Genomic DNA, 3,593 nt, shown 5'->3' on the forward strand with positions numbered 1-3,593 from the left:
GTTGGGGTTGGGGGGGGACTTGCGGGGGCGGCGTTTTGCGGTGGTGGTGCGGGGGCCGTAGCCGACCAGGACCGCGGTCCGCCCACCCGGGGCGGGGCCGCCGATCAGGCCCGGCTCGACCATGCCCTCGGCCGGCGCCACCTTGACGGCGGCCAGCGAGGCGGCCGACGGGGTGGGCAGGTCGTCGCCGGGCGTGGCCGTGGTCGACGGAACGTCCAGCGGGCCGGCGCCCGGGTCGGTGTCGATGGCGATGATCGGCGTACCGACCTCGACCGTCGTTCCCTCCGGGTGGAAGATCGCCTGCACCTGCCCGGCCCACTTCGCCGGGATCTCCACCGCCGCCTTGGCCGTCTCCACCTCGACGATCGGCTGGTTCAGTTCGATGGTGTCGCCGACCTTGACCAGCCAGGCCAGGATCTCGCCCTCGGTCAGCCCCTCGCCCAGGTCGGGCAGGTTGAACTCCTTGATCCGGGACATGCCGCTCACCAGCCGAAGGTGCGGTCGACGGCGTCGAGCACCCGGTCGAGGTCGGGCAGGAACTCCTCCTCCACCCGGGCGGCCGGGTAGGGGATGTCGAAGCCGGTCACCCGCAGCACCGGCGACTCCAGGGAGTAGAAGCACTCCTCGGTGATCCGAGCGGCCAGCTCGGCGCCGAGACCGATGTTCGACGGCGCCTCGTGCACCACAACGGCCCGGCCGGTTCGCTTCACCGACTCGTACGCCGCCGTCAGGTCCAGCGGCGAGAGCGAGCGAAGGTCGATGACCTCCAGCTCCCGGCCGTCCTCGGCGGCGGCGGTCGCCGCCTCCAGGCACGTCCGCACCATCGGCCCGTAGGCCAGCACGGTCACGTCGGCGCCGGGCCGCACCACGCGGGCCGAGTGCAGGGGGTACGCGTCGGACAGCGGCGCGTCCAGGTCGACCGGACCCTTCTCCCAGTAGCGGCGCTTGGGCTCCAGGAAGACGATCGGGTCGTCCGAGGCGACGGCCTGCTGGATCATCACGTACGCGTCCTGCGGGTTGGCGCAGGACACCACCTTCAGCCCGGCGGTGTGCGCGAAGTACGCCTCCGGCGACTCGGAGTGGTGCTCGACCGCGCCGATGCCACCGCCGAACGGGATCCGGATCACCATGGGGATGCTGAGCTTGCCGCCCGAGCGGTAGTGCATTTTCGCCACCTGCGACACGATCTGGTCGTACGCGGGGTAGACGAAGCCGTCGAACTGGATCTCGCAGACCGGCCGGTAGCCGCGGATGGCCAGGCCGACCGCGGTGCCGATGATGCCGGACTCGGCCAGCGGGGTGTCGATCACCCGCTGGTCGCCGAAGTCCTTCTGGAGACCGTCGGTGATCCGGAAGACGCCGCCGAGCTTGCCGACGTCCTCGCCCATGATGATGACCTTGGGGTCGTTCTCAAGGGCGCGGCGCAGACCGGTGTTGAGGGCCTTGCCGATGGTGAGCGTCTCCGTGGCCATCAGTGGGCGCTCCCCTCGAACGACTCCATGTAGCGGCTGAACTGCGCGCGCTGCTCGTCCAGCAGCGGAGACCCGTTGGGGTAGACGTGGTCGAACATCGTCACCGGCTCCGGGTCGGGCATCTCGAGCACCCGCTCGCGCAGGTGCACCGACTCGCGGCGGGCCTGCTCGTCGACCTCGGCGAAGAAGCCCGCGTCGGCGATCTGCTGCTTTTCCAGGAAGGCCCTCACCCGGGTGATCGGGTCCTTGGCCTGCCACGCCTCGACCTCGCTGGCGATCCGGTAGCGGGTCGGGTCGTCGGAGGTGGTGTGCGCGCCCATCCGGTAGGTGTACGCCTCGATGAGGCTCGGGCCCTGCCCGTGCCGGGCGTTGTCCAACGCCGTGCGGGTGACCGCGTACGAGGCGAGCACGTCGTTGCCGTCCACCCGTACACCGGGGAAGCCGAAGCCGGCGGCCCGCTGGTAGAGCGGGACCCGGGTCTGCCGCTCCAGCGGCTCGGAGATCGCATACTGGTTGTTCTGGCAGAAGAAGACCAGCGGCGCGTTGAACACGCTGGCCCAGACGAACGCCTCGTTCACGTCGCCCTGGCTGGTGGCGCCGTCGCCGAAGTAGGCGATTGCCGCCTCGCCGTCGTCGGTGCCGGTCTTGCCGTCGATGGTGATCCCCATCGCGTAGCCGGTCGCGTGCAGGGTCTGCGCACCGATGACGATGGTGTACATGTTGAATTTGAACTCGTTCGGGTCCCAGCCGCCCTGGTCGACACCGCGGAACAGGCCGAGCGGCATGATCGGGTCGATGCCCCGGCAGTAGAGGACGCCGTGCTCCCGGTACGTCGGGAAGGCCATGTCCTGGGTACGCAGCGCCCGCCCGGAGCCGACCTGGGCGGCCTCCTGGCCGAGCAGGCTGGCCCAGAGGCCCAGCTCGCCCTGGCGCTGGAGAGCGGTCGCCTCGGCGTCCAACTTCCGGACCAGCACCAGGTCGCGGTAGAGCCCGCGGTACTCCTCGTCGGTGAAGTCGACGCGGTACTCGGTGCCGTCCGGCCCGGTGGCGCTGTCGATCCGCTCGCCTTCGGGGGTGAGTAGCTGCACCAGCGCGGGGTCGCCGGCCGCGCCCTTCCTGGAGCGGGGTGCGGCCCGCCTGCCGCGGGTGGTGCCCCCGGGGTCGCCCTTTGCCATCGGTCTCTCCCTGTCGTGTCTGCGTCGGCACCGGGGGGTCACCCGGCCGCGCAACTCGTGCGCCTGTCCGGCTGCTGCCGGACCGGTTCCTGGCGGCCGCGCCTAGCCCCGGTGGGGGTTGCCGCACGGCGTGAGCCGGATTCTGGCCGAACCCGGTTCGGGAGCGCCGGCACTCAACCGCGCCTGCCGCGAGGGTGCGCGGAGGTCACGGCTGCGTTGCCGTCGTGGTCCATATTCGCAGAGCAGGTGAGCGCGCCCACAGTACGCCTGCCCCACATTCCGACCGTCCATGGTTTGTGGTTCTTTGTCGTCATCGTGCCCTGTCGCGTCCACCGGGTGTTCCGGCGATGATTCGTCACCGTTCGGTCAGCACCGCGTGTCGACACGCGGTGGAGGTTGGCTGACGCAGGGTGACTGGGCGAGGCTGATTGCCGGGGAACGCGCCGATCGGGTCAATTGCCGGGTTCTACCGCCGGTGGGGTCCACGCGCGTGCTGCGACGGCCGACGACAAGGGGTGTGCGGTGTACGAGCCAGGTGACGGTCCCGGCACGCCCGCGCTCGGCCGGCACCGGTCGGCCGGCGGCTACCGGCGGGTGGTCGGCGCGCACCGGGCCACCGGCGCCGGCGGTCCCTCCCGGGGCTACCTGCTCACCGTCGCACTGCTGGCCGGCACCGCGTCGATGCCCATTCTCGCCGCGATCAGCGCGGGTTCGGCCACGCCGGGCAGCACGGCGCTGCCGGACAGCAGCACCCCGTTCATCCCGACCCCGTCGGTCGGGCCGGTGGTGATCCCGCTGCCGGTGGTCAGCCAACCGGCGCCCCCTCCGCTCGGCACGCCCAGCGCCGGCCGACCGCGACGCCCGGTTGGCTGCCCGCCGCACCCCTGCGTACCCCGCAGCGGCCGGCAGCGGGGCCGAGAGCCGTCGACGCGGGTCCCGCCGACCG

3 protein-coding genes and 1 pseudogene are annotated in these 3,593 nt (G+C 71.7%); 1 reads left to right on the top strand and 3 read right to left on the bottom strand.

Annotated elements, in window-relative coordinates; genetic code table 11:
• The 3 genes from JNW91_RS30385 to pdhA all read right to left on the bottom strand — a co-directional run.
• Positions 1-486: biotin/lipoyl-containing protein (locus JNW91_RS30385; protein ID WP_309244528.1), on the bottom strand; the 486-nt coding region annotated here is incomplete at its 3' end.
• Complete coding sequence (locus JNW91_RS30390) at positions 483-1,472, bottom strand: alpha-ketoacid dehydrogenase subunit beta (protein WP_203178920.1); 990 nt, start codon at positions 1,470-1,472, stop codon at positions 483-485. The genes JNW91_RS30385 and JNW91_RS30390, both read right to left, overlap by 4 nt.
• A complete protein-coding gene (gene pdhA, locus JNW91_RS30395) occupies positions 1,472-2,647 on the bottom strand; it encodes a pyruvate dehydrogenase (acetyl-transferring) E1 component subunit alpha (protein WP_203178921.1) in 1,176 nt (391 codons plus the stop codon). The genes JNW91_RS30390 and pdhA overlap by 1 nt, the downstream gene beginning before the upstream one ends.
• A 522-nt stretch (positions 2,648-3,169) precedes the next feature.
• On the opposite strand from pdhA, the pseudogene JNW91_RS30400 reads away from it, so the two are divergent.
• Positions 3,170-3,593 (top strand): annotated as a pseudogene (locus JNW91_RS30400) (hypothetical protein); the annotation flags it as partial.

It is taken from the genome of Micromonospora parastrephiae (assembly GCF_016802865.1).
GTDB lineage: Bacteria > Actinomycetota > Actinomycetes > Mycobacteriales > Micromonosporaceae > Micromonospora > Micromonospora parastrephiae.